The sequence below is a fragment of the Youhaiella tibetensis genome, assembly GCF_008000755.1.
Taxonomy (GTDB): domain Bacteria; phylum Pseudomonadota; class Alphaproteobacteria; order Rhizobiales; family Devosiaceae; genus Paradevosia; species Paradevosia tibetensis.
This window is the reverse complement of sequence record NZ_CP041690.1, coordinates 2616621-2632371: the sequence shown is the minus strand read 5'-3', so window position 1 is coordinate 2632371 and position 15751 is coordinate 2616621. Positions and strand designations below refer to the sequence as shown.

At 64.4% G+C, this 15751-nt stretch carries 15 protein-coding genes; 11 read left to right on the top strand and 4 right to left on the bottom strand.

Annotated elements, in window-relative coordinates; genetic code table 11:
- The first annotated feature begins 8 nt into the window (after positions 1-8).
- A complete protein-coding gene (locus FNA67_RS12685; protein WP_147656282.1) occupies positions 9-854 on the top strand; it encodes an alpha/beta hydrolase family protein in 846 nt (281 codons plus the stop codon).
- A 75-nt stretch (positions 855-929) separates the two neighbouring features.
- A complete protein-coding gene (locus FNA67_RS12680) occupies positions 930-2396 on the top strand; it encodes a mannitol dehydrogenase family protein (protein WP_147656281.1) in 1467 nt (488 codons plus the stop codon).
- A gap of 114 nt (positions 2397-2510) precedes the next feature.
- On the opposite strand, the gene arfA is transcribed toward FNA67_RS12680, so the two are convergent.
- On the bottom strand, positions 2511-4022 hold the full coding sequence (gene arfA, locus FNA67_RS12675) for an arabinosylfuranosidase ArfA (protein ID WP_147656280.1): 1512 nt from the start codon (positions 4020-4022) through the stop codon (positions 2511-2513).
- 170 nt (positions 4023-4192) lie between these two features.
- Entirely contained in the window at positions 4193-4984 is a 792-nt protein-coding gene (locus FNA67_RS12670; RefSeq protein ID WP_147656279.1) for a DUF2189 domain-containing protein, read from the bottom strand.
- A gap of 233 nt (positions 4985-5217) precedes the next feature.
- On the opposite strand from FNA67_RS12670, the gene FNA67_RS12665 reads away from it, so the two are divergent.
- Entirely contained in the window at positions 5218-5598 is a 381-nt protein-coding gene (locus FNA67_RS12665; protein ID WP_147656278.1) for a VOC family protein, read from the top strand.
- Between the two features lie 26 nt (positions 5599-5624).
- Here the strand turns inward: FNA67_RS12665 and FNA67_RS12660 are convergent, their stop codons facing one another.
- Positions 5625-5939 carry a hypothetical protein gene (locus FNA67_RS12660; RefSeq protein WP_049705515.1) on the bottom strand — a complete coding sequence of 105 codons (315 nt, stop codon included), beginning with the start codon at positions 5937-5939 and terminating at the stop codon, positions 5625-5627.
- A gap of 57 nt (positions 5940-5996) precedes the next feature.
- A complete protein-coding gene (locus tag FNA67_RS12655) occupies positions 5997-7169 on the bottom strand; it encodes a DUF2235 domain-containing protein (RefSeq protein ID WP_147656277.1) in 1173 nt (390 codons plus the stop codon).
- A 194-nt stretch (positions 7170-7363) separates the two neighbouring features.
- On the opposite strand from FNA67_RS12655, the gene FNA67_RS12650 reads away from it, so the two are divergent.
- Genes FNA67_RS12650 through FNA67_RS12615 form a run of 8 tightly spaced genes read left to right on the top strand, consistent with a single transcriptional unit; the run spans position 7364 to position 15750 of the window.
- Positions 7364-7981 (top strand): helix-turn-helix domain-containing protein, encoded by a 618-nt coding sequence (locus FNA67_RS12650; protein ID WP_049705513.1) that lies wholly within the window; start codon positions 7364-7366, stop codon positions 7979-7981.
- A 57-nt stretch (positions 7982-8038) separates the two neighbouring features.
- Positions 8039-9619, top strand: a complete 1581-nt coding sequence (locus FNA67_RS12645; protein WP_147656276.1) for an ABC transporter substrate-binding protein — start codon at positions 8039-8041, stop codon at positions 9617-9619.
- 60 nt (positions 9620-9679) lie between these two features.
- Positions 9680-10705 carry an ABC transporter permease gene (locus FNA67_RS12640; protein WP_147656275.1) on the top strand — a complete coding sequence of 342 codons (1026 nt, stop codon included), beginning with the start codon at positions 9680-9682 and terminating at the stop codon, positions 10703-10705.
- Entirely contained in the window at positions 10702-11535 is an 834-nt protein-coding gene (locus tag FNA67_RS12635; protein WP_147656274.1) for an ABC transporter permease, read from the top strand. Before FNA67_RS12640 ends, FNA67_RS12635 begins: the two co-directional genes overlap by 4 nt.
- Entirely contained in the window at positions 11535-12395 is an 861-nt protein-coding gene (locus FNA67_RS12630; RefSeq protein ID WP_147656273.1) for an ABC transporter ATP-binding protein, read from the top strand. The genes FNA67_RS12635 and FNA67_RS12630 overlap by 1 nt, the downstream gene beginning before the upstream one ends.
- Positions 12392-13192: an ATP-binding cassette domain-containing protein gene (locus tag FNA67_RS12625; protein WP_147656272.1), complete on the top strand. Its 801-nt coding sequence runs from the start codon at positions 12392-12394 to the stop codon at positions 13190-13192. The genes FNA67_RS12630 and FNA67_RS12625 overlap by 4 nt, the downstream gene beginning before the upstream one ends.
- Positions 13185-13688 carry a GAF domain-containing protein gene (locus FNA67_RS12620; RefSeq protein ID WP_147656271.1) on the top strand — a complete coding sequence of 168 codons (504 nt, stop codon included), beginning with the start codon at positions 13185-13187 and terminating at the stop codon, positions 13686-13688. Before FNA67_RS12625 ends, FNA67_RS12620 begins: the two co-directional genes overlap by 8 nt.
- Positions 13681-15750 carry a hydantoinase/oxoprolinase family protein gene (locus FNA67_RS12615; protein ID WP_147656270.1) on the top strand — a complete coding sequence of 690 codons (2070 nt, stop codon included), beginning with the start codon at positions 13681-13683 and terminating at the stop codon, positions 15748-15750. Before FNA67_RS12620 ends, FNA67_RS12615 begins: the two co-directional genes overlap by 8 nt.
- The last annotated feature ends 1 nt before the right edge of the window (position 15751 follow it).

Genomic DNA, 15751 nt, shown 5'->3' with positions numbered 1-15751 from the left:
GTGCGCGAATGCGTCTGTTGGCTTTGGGGGTAGTCGCCCTGGCGGGAATTCTCTCGACGGGAGCGGGGTTTGCGGATGAAACCCGGATGACGCTCGAGCGCGGGATCGACGCGACCCTCAACGTTCCCGATGGTGCGGTCGGCGCGCCGGCGGTGCTCATGCTCCACGGCTTCGGCAGCTCCAAGGACGAGGTGGGGAACATGTATGCGCGCGAGGCCGCGGCGCTGGCGGAAAAGGGCGTCGCCTCCCTGCGCATCTCGTTCGAGGGTTTCGGCAAGAGCGATGGCGATACGGGGGAGACCACGGTCGACCAGCAGCTGGCCGACGCGCTCATCGCCGCCGATTACCTGGCCAGCATTCCCCAGATCGACCGCAACAAGCTTGGCATCCTCGGCTTCAGCCTGGGCGGCGGTATCGCGATCCTGGCCACGGCCGAGCGGCCGGATTTCTTCAAGTCCCGCGTGACCTGGTCTTCGGTGGGCGATTTCGCCGAGGACATGAAGGGCTCGGTGGGGCAGGTGGCCTTCGACAAGGCGGCCGCCGACGGCATTGTCGGGTTGGACCTGGGCTTCCGCACCATCGCGCTCAAGAAAGCGTTCTTCGACAGCCTCTCTATGCACCCGCTCAAGGATGCGCTGGCGGCCTATGACGGCGCCTATCTCGCCATCGCGGGCAGCGAGGACTTTTCGGCCAAGTACGCGCAGGCCTTCGTCGATGCCGCGCCGGGCATGCCCAAGGAAGCCATGATCGTGGAGGGTGCGGACCACATCTTCGGCGTCCTTAGCCAGGATCAGACCAACGCGGACAAGGTGATCACCAAGACCGCCGAGTGGTTCGCTTCGACCCTGCAGTAGCGCCCGAGGAAACGGCGGGGCATTGACGCTCAGGTCTATCTACCATACCAGAATGGTGGAATCCTGGAGTTGTCCATGCACCGCCTTACGCCCCAATCCCTTGCCGAGGCCCGTCCGGGCGTCCGCCCCTTCTCCTATGACCGCAGCGCAGTAACGCCGGGCATCGTGCATCTGGGGATCGGCGCGTTCCATCGCGCGCACCAGGCTGTCTATGTCGATGATCTGCTGTCGCAATTTCCCGATTGGGGAATCGTTGGCGCCAGCCTGCGCCGGCCCGACACCAAGGACGCTCTCGATCCCCAGTCGGGGCTCTACTCCGTTCTCGTCCGCGATGCCGGCGGCAGCACCTGCCGCGTCATCGGCTCGGTCCTCGAAATCATCGATGCCACCCGCGAGGGCGAGCGCCTGCTCGATCTCATGGCGAGCCCTGCCATCCGCATCGTCTCGCTGACGGTGACCGAGAAGGGCTATTGCCACGATCCGGCGACCGGGCGGCTGGATAGGTCTCACCCCGATATCGTCCACGACCTCGCAAATCCCGCCAATCCGCGCAGCGCCCCCGGTTTCATCGTCGAGGCGCTGGATCGCCGCCGCCGGGCAGGGCTTGCGCCCTTTACGGTCATGAGTTGCGACAACCTGCCCAGCAACGGTCATACGGCCAGCCGGATCATCTCGGAATTCGCCGCCGCGCGCGGCAGCGAACTGGCGGCCTATGTCGCGACCGCCGCCTTTCCCAGCACGATGGTCGATCGCATCGTGCCCGCCACCACCGATGCCGACCGGCAGGCGGTGGGCGAGGCGCTGGGGCTTGAAGACGCCTGGCCGGTCGTCACCGAGCCCTTCACCCAATGGGTCATCGAGGATCGCTTCAGCGCCGGCCGGCCGGCTTTCGAGACGGTCGGGGCGCAGATGGTGCGCGACGTCGAGCCGTTCGAGCGCATGAAGTTGCGCATGCTCAACGGCTCGCACTCGACCCTGGCCTATCTGGGCTATCTGGCGGGCCATCAATACGTCGCCGACGCCATCGGCGATCCGGCCTTCCGCAAGCTGATCTTCGGGCTGATGACCGAAGAGGTCATTCCCACCCTCGATATGCCGGAGGCCGATCTGCACGGTTATCGCGACGACCTGCTGGAGCGCTTCGCCAATCCGGCGCTCAAGCACCGCACCTGGCAGATCGCCATGGACGGGAGCCAGAAGCTGCCGCAGCGTTTCCTGGGCACCATCCGCGATAGGATCGCCGCCGGGCAAGGCTACCAGCGCCTGGCGCTGGGAGTAGCCGGCTGGATGCGCTATGCCGCGGGCGTCGATGAGCAGGGCAATACCATCGACGTGCGCGACCCCATGGTCGAGCGCTTCCGCGCTGTCGCCGCGGCGTCGGGCCAGGATCCGAAAAAGCTCGCCGAAGGCTTGCTGGCCATCCGCGAGATCTTCGGAAGCGACCTTGCTGGCGACGACCGGTTCAGGAGCGAGGTGACGCGCCTTTTGGCGGCGCTCTACGAAAACGGCGCGGCGGCGGTTGTCGCCCAGGTGGGTGAATAGCGCGGGTCGTGATCCGGACCCGATGTTCTGATTCGTATTCTGGGGACTTCGGCATGAGAAGAGGCCGCTCCCACGGGTGTGGAAGCGGCCTTTTTCGATTCAAATTTTACCGATTCAGAGCTTGGCGCGGATCATCTGGTAGGAGTGGGGAGGCAGCGAAACGCTGAGCTTTCCGCTCTTGATCGAGGCTCCAGTGCCCTTTGCCGGGACGACTTCGTCCGGGTTCTTGGCAGTGTTGACCGCCTCCAGGTTGGCGTGGGTCATCACCTGGTGGTCGATGATGGTGGCGTCGCCGAACCCTTCGAGCGCGATCTCGAGGTCGAGGGCTTCCTTGCCGTTGCGGTTGACCGCGAAGAAGGTGAGCGTGCCCTCGTCTTCGTTATGGACGCCGGTCACGTCGGCGAAGGGAACTCCCTTAACGTTATCAGCGTCGTAGGTCGGGGAATTCACAACCAGATTCAGGGCGGTGCCGCGCCCGTAGATCGAGGCGAAGTAGTAGGGGTAGTAGATCGTCTGCCGCCAGGCTGCGCCCTTGGGATCGGTCATGATCGGGGCGATCACGTTCACGAGCTGGGCGATGCAGGCGATCTTGACGACGTCGGCGCGGCGGATGAACGCGTTGAGGATAAGGCCGACCTGCAGCACGTCCTCGAAGTTGTAGACGTCTTCGAGCAGCGCCGGGGCATGAGGCCAGCCGTCATTGCCTTCCAGGATCTTACGGTCCTGCTGGTTGGAGTGATACCAGACGTTCCATTCGTCAAAGGAGATATAGACGTCCTTCTTGGAGCGCTTCTTGGCCTTGATGAACTGGATCACGCCGGCGACGGAGTTGATGTAGTTCTCCAGCTCGACCGAGAGCGCCAGGTAGTTGGGCGTGTTCTTCTCGCGGTTGGCGAAATACATGTGCAGCGAGATGTAGTCGATCGCATCATAGGTGTGATCGAGCACCGTCGCTTCCCATTGCGGGTAGGACGGCATCTTGGCGTTGGACGAGCCGCACACGATCAGTTCGAGCGATTTGTCGAAGGCGCGCAGGGCCTTGGCGGTTTCGTTGGCCAGGTGCCCATACTCGTCGGCGCTCTTGTGGCCGACCTGCCAGGGGCCGTCCATCTCGTTGCCCAGGCACCAGAGTTTCACGTCCCACGGGTCCTTGCGGCCGTTCTTGATGCGCTGGTCGCTCCAGTAGGAACCGCCGGGGTGATTGACGTATTCGACGAAGTTGCGGGCGGCGTCGAGGCCGCGCGAGCCGAGGTTGACGGCCAGCATCATCTGGGTGCCGACGGTGTCGCACCAGTCGGCGAATTCGTGGATGCCCACGGCATTGGACTCGGAGGTATGCCAGGCCAGGTCCAGGCGAACCGGGCGCTCTTCGCGCGGGCCGATGCCGTCTTCCCAGTTATAGGCCGAGACGAAGTTACCCCCGGGGTAGCGGACCATGGGTACATTGAGGTCCTTGACCAGCTTGGCGACGTCACCACGCATGCCGTTCTTGTCGGCGGTGGGGTGGTCAGGCTCGTAGATGCCGGTATAGATCGCGCGCCCAAGGTGCTCGAGGAACGCGCCGTAGACGCGGTCGTCGATCCTGGAAATTGCGTAGTCCTTGTGCGCGGTTACCGTCGCCTTCATGGGGGCCTCCTCCCTTTAGTAATCCCGATCTTCTGATTTATATCGTCGGGACCGGTACATAAGATGGGAGAGGCGACGAAAGTCAAGCGCCTTGAGCGCCTTTCAGCACGTTTCGCTGCGAGGGTGAAGAGGGGACGGAAGCCGGAGCCGCTATGGGCTCCGGCGAAGGGTCAGACGACCAGCTTGCGATAGAGGTGCCAGGTCGCGTGGCCGAGCACCGGCACGACGATTGCCAGGCCCACGAAGAAGGGGATCGAGCCGATGACGAGCAGGGCCGCGACGATCAGGCCCCAGGCCAGGACCGGGATCGGATTGGCGAAGAAGGCCCGCATCGAGGTTTCGACCGCCGCGAAGGCTCCGACGTCGCGGTCCACCATCAGCGGGAAGGCGATGAAGGTGGTGGCGAGGGTGAAGAGTGCGAAGAGGAAGCCGATGCCGCACCCCCACATGATCAGGTGCCAGCCGCGGTCGGTGGTCAGCACCTCCTGGACGAATGCGGTGATCGAGGTCGGCGGGGCGAGGCCGAAGATGGATTGATAGATGCTCTCGGCTGCCGTCAGCCAGAGATAGAAGATGGCGAAGATGAAGATGCCCACCGCGATGATCGAGGGCAGGGCGGGCGAGCGGATGACCTCGACGGCGTGCTGCCAGGAGGTGTCTGCTCCCTGTTCCTTGCGTCGGCTGATCTCATAGAGCCCCACGGCCGCGAGCGGCCCGAGCAGGGCGAAGCCGGAGGCCAGTGGGAAGATGATCGGCAGGGCGTTGGCGCCCGAAGACCAGACCGCCAGCGCGATACCGACGACGGCATAGATCAGGCCCAGGAAGGCGTAGTGGGAAGGCTTGTCCCAGAAGTCGGAAAAGCCTGCGCGCAGGACGTCCGACAGGTCCGATACCTGGATCTTGCGGATTTGCGGATGCGCCAGGGTCTTGGTGGCGCCTCCGATCACATGAAAGTCTGCCATTGCTCGTCTCCTCTCGAAGACAGGAACAACGGGTCGTGCGAAGAGCACACCGGAGCGGCTGGTCACACGATACCGCGTGCCTGCACCAACCATACTAGCGGAAACGCCCCGGCCTGTCCCTAGGCGGTTGGTCGAGCCTGCTTCAGCTTGTCGTGAGGGGTTTCGATTGGCGTCCGGGAGGCGCGGGGGTACAATCGCGGCTCTGGGGGCGGATTGTCCAGCAGGAGGTTGTCATGCTGACCGACCATCGTGCCTATGCCACCATTCCCTCGGCCAACCTGTCCAAGGCCAAGACCTGGTACAAGGAAAAGCTGGGGCTTTCGCCGGTAAGCGAAGACGAGAACGGCGCCATCTATCATGTGGGGGGCGGGACCGGCTTCCTGCTCTATCCGACGCCCAACGCGGGCAAGGCGCCCAATACGCTCATGTCGTTCGGCTCGACCGATGTGGTTGCCGACGTCAAGGATCTCAAGAAGCACGGCGTCGTCTTCGAGGAGTACGACATGCCGGGCCTCAAGACCGTGAATTCGATCGCGAGCATGGGCCGGTTCCACGCCGCCTGGTTCCGCGATGCGGACGGGAACATCCTCGCCATCGGCGACGAGCCGAACTGAGGCCGGCGACCCCTCCCGGCGCGAGGTCAGTCGCGCCGGAAGACCAGGGCCGCGAGCAGGGCGACGGCGGTCAGCGCCGCGGCGGTCTGCAGCGGATTTTCCCGCACGATATGGCCTGCCGAGTTGGCCTGATGGCCGACATAGCGCGCGGCGGCGCGGGCGCGATGGGCGACCTCGTCGCGGATTTCGTGGGTGTTCATGGATTCGCGCATTTCCTCTAGTGAGGAGGAAACGGCGGCGAGCTGGCGGCGCAGCGCCGCGATCTGGCCGCTCATGTGCTCGGACATGTCTTCGACGACATGCTCGGCCTGGCGGATCGGCTTGATGTTGGACGTGGCCATGGTTCAACCCTCCTAGGTCTAGGCACCCGACTAACTCGGGGAACCGAGCTTGGTTCCTTAGGGGCGTTCGTCGTTGCGTCGCCTGCGGGTCGACGACTGGCGGTCGAACAGGTCCTTTAGGGCCGCCGGGCGATAGAGTGGCCAGTCGGCGGCCTCCGCCCGCCCGATGCGGGCCTTGCTGCTTGCCCCCAGTTCGGCCCGGGTGTGCGGCCCCTTGCGGGGCCCTCGCCGATAGATGAATTCGGTCCAGCTGCGCGGCGCGGTCATGTTGTGCAAGGGGGCGAAGTCGTCGCGCTGGTCGGCAAAGGCCCTGAGGGCCTCGCGGTCGAAGGCCAGGCCCTGGCTCCGGGCGCCGTCCATAATCCAGGCCAGTGGGGAAGACGAGAGGCCGGTGATGTCTCCGCCGCCGCCCACCGAGCCGTGATCGCCGGGGAACCAGAGCTGGCGATATTTGCCCGAACGCCCCTCGATGCGGTTGAGGTCGGGCACGTTGTCCCAAAGCGCAGGCTCGAAGCTCAAACGGTCCTCGTCGATGGCGACCGCGTGGCGCGCTGCCGCGACGATGCTCGAAAGCGAGGCGTCGTGGAACTGGTATTTCTGGGCGGTCCGGAAGAGCTTTTCGAGCAGAAGGTATTTGGGCATGCCCAGCGCCCCGACCGTATCCCAGACCCCCAGGTAGCGCAGCGTGAAGAGAGGTTGGCTGGTCAACTCGGCGGGGATACCGAGCGACTGGCGGAATGACCGATCCTCGGGCTTCATGATGGTGTCCTGCGCGTTTTCCAGGCGGAACTGCTGGGCGCGCTCCTTGTCCGGATGCGCCTCGGGCGAGTTGTCCTTGTAGAACCTGAAGGCCTCCTCGACCTTGTCGAGGCGGTCGCGCGTGACGATGCCGCATTTGCGGATGAGGCCGGCCAGCGAGCGGGCGGTGAAGGCGCCGCGTGAAAAGCCGAAGATGTAGATCTCGTCGCCCGGATCATAGTTGAAAACGAGAAAACGATAGGCCGCCGCGATCTTGTCGAAGAGCCCCAGCCCGAAGGCGCCGGCGAGCATGCGCTCGATGGTCTCGTTGATGAGGAAGGTCGTGCCGACCCCTTCGTCGTAATAGGTCACCTGCGGCACGCCGTCGGTCCCGTAGGGCAGCACCGAGCGCGCCGCCAGCACCACGTTCGTCGGATGCTTGGCCGATAGGCGGTTCCAGGTGCCGTCGCAGAAGATTGCCAGCCGCTTCATGGGCGTCCCTCAACGTCCTTGCGGCACTATGGCAGAGTTCGGCGGCGGCAGGGAGGGGGACAATCCTGCTCGTATCTTGGCCGGAAAGCCGCTGATTTCGGCAGGGTTCTGCTCAAACTTTAGTCCCACTAAAATCGACTTGACAGCTTCGATTGGCGGGCTTCAAAGTTTAGTCACACTAAACAGAGGGCGGTATGAGCGACGAATTCGCCAGCCAGGTCGAGAGCGAAACCTACCCGATGGGCCATCGTCTGCGGGAGCGGCGCATCGCCATCGGGCTGACGCTCAAGCAGGTCGCGGACGGGGCCGGATTGTCGGTCGGCTTCATCTCCCAGATTGAGCGCGGCATCACCATGCCCTCGCTCTCTTCGCTCGTTTCGATCTGCAAGGTGCTCAAGACCGACGTGGGCACCTATCTCCAGCAGCCGCGCAATACCAACCGGCTGTCGCGGCATGGCGAGCGCCAAGTCTATTCGTTGGTGGGGGCGCCTTCGCGCAACGGCGCGCAGCCGATCACCTATGAGCGGGTGTCGAGCAACTTTCCCGGCCGGCACATGCACTCGGTGCTCATGAACATTCCGGCCGGCTACAAGTCCGAGGTGATCGCCCATGACGGGGAGGAGATGCTCTACGTGCTCTCCGGCGAAGTCACGAGCATCGTCAACGACAACCACGCCATTCTGCAGGCAGGGGATGCCGAGCATTTCCCCTCAACACATCCCCATTCGGTCTGGAACCACACGCAATCTATGGCGATCGCGCTGTGGGTCGGGACCCAGGAATTGTTCGGCGAGGAATCGCCGGACGAATAACGAAACCGCCGGCCCGGAGAGGCAAGGCGGACAGGAAGCGTCTCAAGGAAGGAAACCATGAAGAAGATCAATCGGGCGATTGCCGCGGCGGCCCTTGCCGCAACCGGACTGACAGCGTTGGCATCGGTTGCCCATGCCGAGACTGTGCTGCGTCTGGACGAAGTGCCGGTGGGCGAGCTGGATCCGGCCAAGGCGTCGGACTATGCCGACTCCATCCTGATGTTCAACGTCTACGACACGCTGGTTTTCGCCGGCCAGGGCGCGCCCGGCATGGTGCCGGATCTTGCCGCCAGCTGGGAGACAGACGGCTCGACTTTCACGTTCAAGCTGCGCGACGACGTCAAGTTCCAGAGCGGCAACCCGTTCACCTCGGCAGACGTGGTGTATTCCTTCGAGCGCATGAAGGCGCTGGGGCAGGGCCTTTCCTACCTCTTCACCGACGTGACCTCGGCAGAGGCCGTCGATGAGCACACGGTCAAGTTCACCCTTGCCAAGCCCTATGCTCCGTTCCTGGCAGCGCTCGTGCGCCTGCCGATCGTGGACAAGAAGCTGGTCGAGGAAAACACCACCGGCGACGACTGGGGCCAGGCGTATCTCTCGACCCACTCGGCCGGCACCGGCGCCTATTCGGTGACCTCGCACAATCCGCAGTCCGAAACCGTGATGGCCAAGAACCCATCCTACTTCCAGGAGATGGATGCGGCCGCTCCCGATACCGTGCGCCTGCGCTATGGCCTCGAAGCGGCCACCGTGCGTACGCTGGTTTCGCAGGGCGAACACGACATTACCTCGCAGTGGCTGCCGCCGGAAGTGCTGGCCTCGCTGGCCAAGGACGGCAACCAGCTCCTCACCGAGCACGGCAACGGCGCGTTCTACATCAAGCTGAACACGGCCAAGGCTCCGTTCGACGACGTCAATTGCCGTCTGGCCGTGTCCAACGCCTTTGACTACCAGTCGGCGCTCAAGCTGATTGCGGTGACCCCGGAAGTGTCGCAGGGCAAGGTGCCGACCGGCGCCATTCCGGCCCAGATGCTCGGCGGCAACCCCAATGGCGAGCCGCTCAAGCAGGATCTGGCCAAGGCCAAGGAATTCCTGTCGCAGTGCAAGTACAACCCGGCCGACACCGAGGTCGAAATCTCCTGGATCGCCGAAGTGCCGATCGAGGAGCGCTTCGCCCTCCTGCTGCAGGCCAACATGCAGCAGCTTGGCTTCAAGTCCAAGATCACCAAGATGCCGTGGGCGCTGTTCGTGGACGCCGTGACCAAGCCGGAGACCACTCCGAACGTGTCGCAGGTCAACGTGGCCTCGGTGACCGGTGATCCGGACACCCTGCTTTACGGGATGTACCACTCCTCGGCCGCAGGCACCTGGCAGTCGCCGGAATATCTCAAGGACGAAGAAGTCGACAAGCTCCTCGACCAGGGCCGCGCGGCCACGAGCGAAGAAGAGCGTGCGGCCGCCTACACGGCGCTCAACAAGCGCCTGATGGAGATCGCGCCCTCGATCTACGCCTATGACTCGCAGGCCGTGTTCGCTGCATCCAACAAGGTCAAGGTTCCGGCCCTGAGCGATGACAGCAAGCGCATCTCGCTCGACAGCGCCGGCTTCCAGTTCCGCCTGATGGAAATGCAGCCGTAACGGTTCCAACCTCTTCGGATCGGCCCCGGCGGGGCCGGTCCGGGTCTTTGAAAGCGCAGCATGTCACCCGTCATCCGTGTTCTGCTCCAGCGCATCGGGACATCGATCCTGGTGTTGTTCGGAGTGTCGATCCTGATCTTTGCCATCGCGCGGGTCATTCCCGGCGATCCGGCGCGTATCGCGCTCGGCCCCAATGCGACTGCCGAAGCGGTCGCGAACCTGCGCGAGCAATTGCACCTCAATGACAACATCGTGGTGCAGTACGGCTATTTCCTCGCCGATCTCCTGCGCGGCAATCTGGGCATTTCTCTTTACACCAACCGTCCGGTGACCACCGATCTCGCGCAGTTCCTGCCGGCGACGTTCGAGCTCATCATCGTGGCGGGCATCATGATGATCGGCCTCGGCCTGCCGCTGGGCATCCTGGGCGCGCGCTACCGCAATACGTTCGTTGACGGGTTGCTGCGGGTGGTTTCGCTGCTGGGCGTCTCGGCGCCGAGCTTCGTGTGGGCCGTGGTGCTCATGCTGCTCTTCGCCTATTTCCTGCCGCTGTTCCCGATCGCCGGGCGGCTCAATGATGCCTTCGTCATTCCGCAGGTCACCGGCTTCATGCTGGTCGATACGCTGCTGGCCGGGAACATCCCGGCATTCCTCGACGCCCTGCGCCACATCATCCTGCCGGCCTTCGCGCTCGCCCTGAGCGGCATCGGGCAGGCGGCGCGGCTGACGCGCGCCAACATGATCGAGACCTACGACAAGCCCTATATCGAGATGGCCGAGGCCTTCGGCTTCCCGAGCGCGAGGATCGCCAAGAGGTATGCGTTCAAGCCCTCGCTCATTCCGTCGCTGACGATCATCGGGCTCGATTTCGCCTCGATGCTGGGCAGCGCTTTCCTCGTCGAGGCGGTGTTCGCCTGGCCGGGCCTGTCGCGCTACGGCGTACAGGTGATCCTGCGGAAGGACCTCAACGCCATCGTGGGAACGGTGCTGGTGATCTCGCTCGTGTTCCTCATCGTCAACATCATCGTGGACCTGCTGATCGCGTTCATCAATCCGCGCATCCGCCTGTCGCAGAGGTCGCAGTGAGCCGCACGCTTTACATTCTCATGCGCAATCCGCTTTCGCTGGTGGGCATCGTGCTCATTGGCCTGGTGGTCTTTGCCGCAATCTTCGCCGATTTCATCACGCCGTTCCCCGAGCATGTCGGGGCGGTGGTGGACTTCACCAATTTCAACCAGCCTCCGCATTGGCCGAACATTTTCGGCACTGACCTGGTCGGGCGCGATCTCTTCACGCGCGTGATCTTCGCCTTCCGCACCTCGCTGCTGCTGGCGGTGGTGGTGCTGACGATCGCGGTGCCGATCGGCGTCGTGATCGGGCTCATCGCCGGCTACACGGGCGGCTGGGTCGACTACGTCCTGATGCGCATCACCGACGTTTTCCTCTCGATCCCGCCGCTGGTGCTGGCCATGTCGATCATGGGCCTGCTCGAGCCGTCGCTGACCAACGGCATGCTGGCGGTCACGGCCATGTGGTGGCCGTGGTACACGCGCCTCGTCTACAACATCGTGCGGTCCGAGCGTGAAGAGGGCTATGTGCTCGCCGCCGAAGTCGTCGGTGCCTCGCGCTGGCACATCATGTTCCGCGAAATCCTGCCGAACTGCGTGCCGGCGATCATCACCAAGATGACGCTCGATTGCGGCTTCGTCATACTCATCGCGTCATCGCTGTCCTTCCTCGGCCTCGGCGTGCAGCCGCCGACCCCGGACCTGGGTTCGATGGTCGCCGAAGGCGCCAATTACCTGCCGGATAGCTGGTGGCTGACGGTATTCCCGGGGCTGGCCATCCTCATCGCGGTGTTCGGCTTCAACCTGCTCGGCGATGCCCTGCGCGACATCCTGGGGAGCGAATCCTGATGGACAAGACGCTCGCGATCTCCGACCTCAAGCTGGCCTTCAAGTCCTATTCCGGGCTCTCCGAAGTGCTGCACGGCATTTCGCTCGACATCGCGCCGGGCGAGACCGTGGCGCTGGTGGGCGAGTCCGGTTCGGGCAAGTCGGTGACGGCCCGCATCATCCTTGGTCTCCTGCAGCGGCTGCCGAACGCCCGGATCTCGGGACAGGTCATGTTCGATGGCCGCGATCTCGAAAAGCTCAGCGAAGCCGAGCGCTACGCGCTGCGCGGCACCGCCATGTCGATGATCTTCCAGGACCCGACATCGGCGCTCAATCCGGTCTTCACCATCGACGTGCTGTTCCACGAGGTGCTCAAGCGCCGCGATCCTTCGATCTCGGCGCACGAGGCGCGGGTCAAGGCGCGGGCGGCGCTGGAGGAGGTGGCGATCACCGAGCCCGAGCGCGTGCTGCAAAGCTACAGCTTCCAGCTCTCGGGCGGCATGAACCAGCGCGTGATGATTGCAATGGCCCTGGCCAACGAGCCCAAGCTCCTGCTCGCCGACGAGCCCGGCACTGCGCTCGACGTGACAGTCCAGGCGCAGACGCTCAAACTGATGGCGGACCTTGTCGAACGGCATGGCACCTCGGTGCTGTTCATCTCGCACAATCTCGGCGTCGTTCGCGAATTCGCCGACCGTGTCTATGTGATCTACAAGGGCCGGATCGTCGAGACCGGGCCGACCGCGGCCCTCTTCGACAATCCGGAACATCCCTACACCAGGGCGCTGCTGCGGGCGGTGCCTCGCATCACCGGCGGCGGCATTCCCGACATTTCAGAAGACACGGGCGACTTCTTCGCGCCGATGGTGGTGCACTCATGAGCGAGCCCATCCTTTCCATCCGGAACCTGACCAAGACCTTCGACGTCAACGGCCAAGAGGTGAAGGCCGTCGCCGATGTGTCGTTCGACGTCATGCCGGGCGAGTGCCTGGCGGTGGTGGGCGAGTCCGGTTCGGGCAAGTCCACAATAGCCAACATGGTGCTCGGCATCTACGGGCCGACTGCCGGCTCGATGATATTCGAGGGCACTGAGCTTCCCGCGAAGCGCGACCTGCCGCATCGGCGGGCGATCCAGCTCGTGCAGCAGAACCCGCTCTCGGCGCTCAACCCGCGCCGGACCGTCGGCGCCTCGCTGCGGCTGGCGCTCGATGTCCACAATATCGGCGAGCGCTCCGGGCGCAGCAGGCGCGTCGGCGAGCTGCTCGAGGAGGTCGGCCTGCCGGCCGATTTCGCCAAGCGGCGTCCGGCCAGCCTTTCGGGCGGGCAACGGCAGCGCGTGGCCATCGCCCGGGCGCTGGCCTGCCAATCGCGGCTGGTCGTGCTCGACGAGCCGACCTCGGCGCTCGACGTCCTGGTGCAGGCGCGCGTCCTGAAACTCCTCGACGATCTGAGGAAGGCGAGGGGGCTCACCTACATCTTCATCACGCATGACCTTTCGGTCGTCCGCAACATTGCAGACCGCATGGCCGTGTTCGAACGGGGCCGGCTGGTGGAGCTGGGCGACACCGCCCGGATCTTCAGCGCGCCGGAGCACCCCTATACCCGCAAGCTCATCGGGGCTGTCCCCGTGGTCACCACCGACGAGCTCGAACTGAGAGACAGACTGATCCATGACTAATCCGACCAATCCGCACGCCGCTTTCGCCGCCGAACTGGCAAAGGTCAGCGGCCAGCCGCAGGTCGCCTACAAGGCCCTGCACGAGCTTACCAACCGGGTGATCGGAACCAGGCTCTTCACCATCCTCGGCCTAGACTACGACGCCGGCGTGATGCGTCGCCAGTACTCGGACAATCTCGATCTCTACCCGGTGCCGGGCGCAGACCCCATCGGCGATACGATCTGGGAGCAGACCATCATCGGCAAGCGCGAGCCGCTGGTGCTCAACTCGGCCGCCGAGCTGGCCGCCGTTCTGCCCGAATATCCCAAGCTCGAAGCTTTGGGCTGCAAGTCCATGCTCAACCTGCCCATCGTCGTCTTCGGGACCTCGATCGGCACGCTCAACATGCTCAACGTTGAAGGCCACTTCACTGCCGAACGCGTGGCCGAGGCCTATGCCCTGACGGCTGCCGCCGCCACGTGCCTGCTGATGTCGAAAGAGAATGCCAATGGCTAAGACAATCCGCGTTGCCACCGACGTCGGTGGCACCTTCACCGACCTCGTCGTCTTCGAGACGGACCAGGAAACCGGCAAGTCGGTGGTCAAGACCGCCAAGTCCGACACCACGCCCCCGAACTTCGAGAAGGGCGTGCTCAACGTCCTCGCCAAGGGCGGCGTCGATGTGTCCGAGATCGATTTCCTCGCTCACGGCACCACAGTCGTCATCAATGCGCTCACCGAGCGCAAGGGCGTCAAGGTCGGCCTCATCACCACGGAAGGTTTTCGCGATACGCTCGAAATCGCGCGCGGCAATCGCCCGGATTTCTTCAACCTGCACTACGCCAAGCCCGAGCCCTTCGTGCCGCGCTTCCTGCGCCGCGAGGTTGCCGGACGCATGAGCTACAAGGGCGAGGAAATGGTCAAGCTCGACCTCTCGGGCCTGCCGGCGATCCTCGATATCTTCAAGGCCGAGGGCGTCGAAGCGGTGGCGATCAGCTTCCTCCACTCCTATGCCAATCCCAGCCATGAGCAGGCGGCCCTGGCTGAGGTGCAGAAGCTCTGGCCGGAAGTGTCGGCCGTGGCCTCCCACCAGATCACCCGCGAATGGCGCGAATACGAGCGCACCAATACCGCGGTGCTGTCGGCTTACGTGCAGCCGGCGGCCGAGCGCTATCTCGGGCGCCTCGCCGACGGCCTCAAGCAGTCGGGCTTCGATGGCGACGCCTACATCATGCAGTCGAACTGCGGCGTGGACTCCATCGAAGCGGTGTCGCGCATTCCGATCACCATGGTCGAATCCGGCCCGGCCTCGGGCTTCTGGGGCGCGGCCGAGCTCGGCAAGCTGATCGGCGAGAACAACGTGCTGGCGCTCGACATCGGCGGCACCACGGCCAAGTGCTCCCTGATCGAGGGCGGGCACGTGAAGATCATGACCGATTACTGGATCGAGCGCGACCGCAAGTCGGCCGGCTACCCGATCATGGTGCCGGTAGTGGACCTTGTCGAAATCGGCAATGGCGGCGGTTCCATCGCCTGGGTCGATGAGCACGAAAAGCTCCATGTCGGCCCGCAATCGGCCGGCGCCAGCCCGGGTCCGGCGGCGTATGGACGTGGCGGCGACAAGGCGACGACGACTGACGCCAACCTCTGGCTCGGCCGCATCAACCGCGACTATTTCTGCGGTGGCGAAGTGGTGGCCGACATGGCGGCGACCGAGAAGGCGCTGACCGCCGTCGGCGACAAGCTCGGCATCGGCCCGGACGAAGCCGCGCGCGGCATCATCCGCATCGCCAACAACAACATGGTCAACGCGCTCAAGCTCGTCTCGCTCAATCGCGGCCACGACCCGCGCGACTTCACGCTCGTCGCCTTTGGCGGCGGCGGCGCCATGCACGCGCTGGCGCTGGGCATGGAACTGGGCGTCAAGAAGGTGGTGATCCCCACCGGCGCTTCGGTGTTCTCGGCCTGGGGCATGATGATGAGCGACCTGCGTCGCGACTATTTCGTCACCCGCCTCGGCGACCTGCGCCCCGGCGCCGCGGACGGCATCGAGAAGACCTTTGCCGAAGGCGAAGCCCATGCGCGCGCGCAGTTCGCGGCGGAAGGCATCGACCCGTCCAAGGTCAAGGTGCTCCGTTTCGGCAAGTTCCGCTACCAGAACCAGGAGCACACGACCGAAGTCCTGATCGACGGTCCGGTGACCGAGGAGCGGCTGGCCGCAATCGAGGCGGATTTCCACCAGACCTATGAGCGCGAATACACCTATCGCCTCAAGGCTCCGGTCGAGATCGTTGGCATCCACCTGGTGGCATCGGCGGAAGTCGGCAAGCTCACCATGGAGAAGCGCCCGGCGACGGGCACGCCGGCGTCGGCGGCCCTCAAGGGCGAGCGCGATGTCGACTATGCCCTCGAAGGCGTTCACAAGGCCGCCATCTATGACGGCACCAGGCTCGAGCCGGGCATGACCTTCACCGGCCCCGCCATCATCGAGGACCCCGGCACCACTGTCGTCATCCATCCGGGCAACCAGGTGGAAGTCGACGGCTTCGGCAATATCCAGATCAAGCTTGCGGCGTGAG

Bases quoted from the DNA above. Each gene is read 5' to 3' on its own strand.
- FNA67_RS12685 (WP_147656282.1), top strand. From the start codon at position 9: ATGCGTCTGTTGGCTTTGGGGGTAGTCGCCCTGGCGGGAATTCTCTCG.
- FNA67_RS12680 (WP_147656281.1), top strand. From the start codon at position 930: ATGCACCGCCTTACGCCCCAATCCCTTGCCGAGGCCCGTCCGGGCGTC.
- arfA (WP_147656280.1), bottom strand. From the start codon at position 4,022: ATGAAGGCGACGGTAACCGCGCACAAGGACTACGCAATTTCCAGGATC.
- FNA67_RS12670 (WP_147656279.1), bottom strand. From the start codon at position 4,984: ATGGCAGACTTTCATGTGATCGGAGGCGCCACCAAGACCCTGGCGCAT.
- FNA67_RS12665 (WP_147656278.1), top strand. From the start codon at position 5,218: ATGCTGACCGACCATCGTGCCTATGCCACCATTCCCTCGGCCAACCTG.
- FNA67_RS12660 (WP_049705515.1), bottom strand. From the start codon at position 5,939: ATGGCCACGTCCAACATCAAGCCGATCCGCCAGGCCGAGCATGTCGTC.
- FNA67_RS12655 (WP_147656277.1), bottom strand. From the start codon at position 7,169: ATGAAGCGGCTGGCAATCTTCTGCGACGGCACCTGGAACCGCCTATCG.
- FNA67_RS12650 (WP_049705513.1), top strand. From the start codon at position 7,364: ATGAGCGACGAATTCGCCAGCCAGGTCGAGAGCGAAACCTACCCGATG.
- FNA67_RS12645 (WP_147656276.1), top strand. From the start codon at position 8,039: ATGAAGAAGATCAATCGGGCGATTGCCGCGGCGGCCCTTGCCGCAACC.
- FNA67_RS12640 (WP_147656275.1), top strand. From the start codon at position 9,680: ATGTCACCCGTCATCCGTGTTCTGCTCCAGCGCATCGGGACATCGATC.
- FNA67_RS12630 (WP_147656273.1), top strand. From the start codon at position 11,535: ATGGACAAGACGCTCGCGATCTCCGACCTCAAGCTGGCCTTCAAGTCC.
- FNA67_RS12625 (WP_147656272.1), top strand. From the start codon at position 12,392: ATGAGCGAGCCCATCCTTTCCATCCGGAACCTGACCAAGACCTTCGAC.
- FNA67_RS12620 (WP_147656271.1), top strand. From the start codon at position 13,185: ATGACTAATCCGACCAATCCGCACGCCGCTTTCGCCGCCGAACTGGCA.
- FNA67_RS12615 (WP_147656270.1), top strand. From the start codon at position 13,681: ATGGCTAAGACAATCCGCGTTGCCACCGACGTCGGTGGCACCTTCACC.